The organism is Nodosilinea sp. AN01ver1 (assembly GCF_050565655.1).
Classification (GTDB): Bacteria; Cyanobacteriota; Cyanobacteriia; order Phormidesmidales; family Phormidesmidaceae; genus Nodosilinea.
Genome location: NZ_JBNXVS010000119.1, coordinates 1 through 1579 on the forward strand (window position 1 = coordinate 1; position 1579 = coordinate 1579).

General features: G+C 57.8%; 1 protein-coding gene. It reads left to right on the forward strand.

What is annotated here, in order from left to right; genetic code table 11:
• Window positions 1-65: 65 nt before the first annotated feature.
• Window positions 66-1523, forward strand: a complete 1458-nt coding sequence (gene tnpC, locus ACQ4N7_RS30190; RefSeq protein WP_430715114.1) for an IS66 family transposase — start codon at window positions 66-68, stop codon at window positions 1521-1523.
• Window positions 1524-1579: the final 56 nt, after the last annotated feature.

A 1579-nucleotide genomic window follows, 5' to 3' on the forward strand; every position in this document is an offset into this window, starting at 1 on the left:
GTAATTAGTCACCGCAACAAAGCTGACCTACTGGGAATGGGGCAAAAGTTTGTAGCATAAGGGGCATGACGATACAGCCACGTCCAGAGCCAAACCTGCCGGAGATCGACCCTGAAGAGCAAGGGGCGCAGTATTGGTACGAGCGCTACTGTGAGCAACGCGCTGAGACCGAGCAACTGAAGCAGCGGGTGAAAGAGCTAGAGGACCAGTTCGAGAGCCTCAACGAGAAACTGAGGAAGCTAAGCGAACGCACCAGTGAAACGAGTTCTCAGCCGCCGTCCTCCGATGGAGTCAAGAAGCCGAACCGGGATAAACAAACGCCGCAGCGAAAACGAGGCCCGAAATATAACCACCCCGGCACGACGCGCAACGGCTTTGGCTGGATTGATCACCCCATGTTGCTAGACGTGCAGCGCTGCCCGGTCTGCGGTGGTGAGGTGGAGCGCCAACCCCAGGGAACCAAGCGCCAGCAGGTGGCTGAATTAGTGCCGGATCTCGTCGAGGTGTGGGAGTACGAGCGGCCCCTGTACCGATGTTCCGCCTGCAGGTGGCAGGGCTATGCGGACTTGCCGCTCGGGTGCCGGGAGGGGTTCAGCTATGGCGGACGGTTGAGTAGCGTGGTGGGTTGGCTGGGCTATGGGGGCAACCTATCGTGGTCAAAACAGCGCTATGTGGTCGAGAGCATCTTTGGTATCCCGATGTCTCAAGGCAGTTTAGCCAAGGTGCATCAGTGGTTTTGTGCCGCCTTGCAACCCGCTTACACGCAATGGTGGAGCTGGATTCAACAGCCTGGAGTGCGCTGTGTCGATGAAACCAGCTATCGCGTCAACGGGGTGAATCATTGGATTTGGATCGCCACCGCACCGGAATGCTGTGTTCTGTTCTTTGCCCCCACCCGCAGTTCAGCCGAGGTCAAAACGCTCTTGGGTAAGGACTTCACAGGCATCCTCAGCAGTGACTGCTGGTCGGCCTATGGGCCGCAATCGGCGGGCGCTAAGCAGAAGTGCTGGGCGCATCTAGAGCGGGAACTCAAGGCGTTAACTACCTCTCGGTTCCCGGAAAATCGGGAGTTCGCCCACCGGATCTTCCCCATCATCCATACCGCTCGCCAAGTCCACCGGGACTATCATCAGGGGCGACTCAGTTTGACCGAACTCCAAGCCCTCAGGCCCATCATTGAAGCGGAGTTAGCTGACGTGCTGGAGCATCCCCGCAAGGGGCGTTGGGCGGCGGATTCCCAAGCCTTGAGCAACCGATTTCGCAAGCATTGGCCAGACTGGTTTACATTTCTCACCAGTCCTGAGGTCAAGCCTGACAACAACGATGCGGAGCGAGGCCTACGGCCCGTGGTGATTCATCGCAAAGTCTCGGGTAGTGCCCGCAGTGATTGGGGCGCTCAGTTAGTCGCGATGATGTTCAGCTTTCTCGAATCCATGCGCCGTCAGGGTAAAAACGCCGTGGACAATCTCTTTGAGCTCATCGCCTCGTCGGGGTGCTCGCCCCCTGCTCTTTTACCGGCATAATCCTGGAGCTCTGGAGGCTTTCTCATTAAGCCTCCCTTATCGCTGTGACCAATTAC

Excerpts from the sequence above, each read along its gene's own strand:
- tnpC (WP_430715114.1), top strand. The coding sequence starts at position 66 with ATGACGATACAGCCACGTCCAGAGCCAAACCTGCCGGAGATCGACCCT.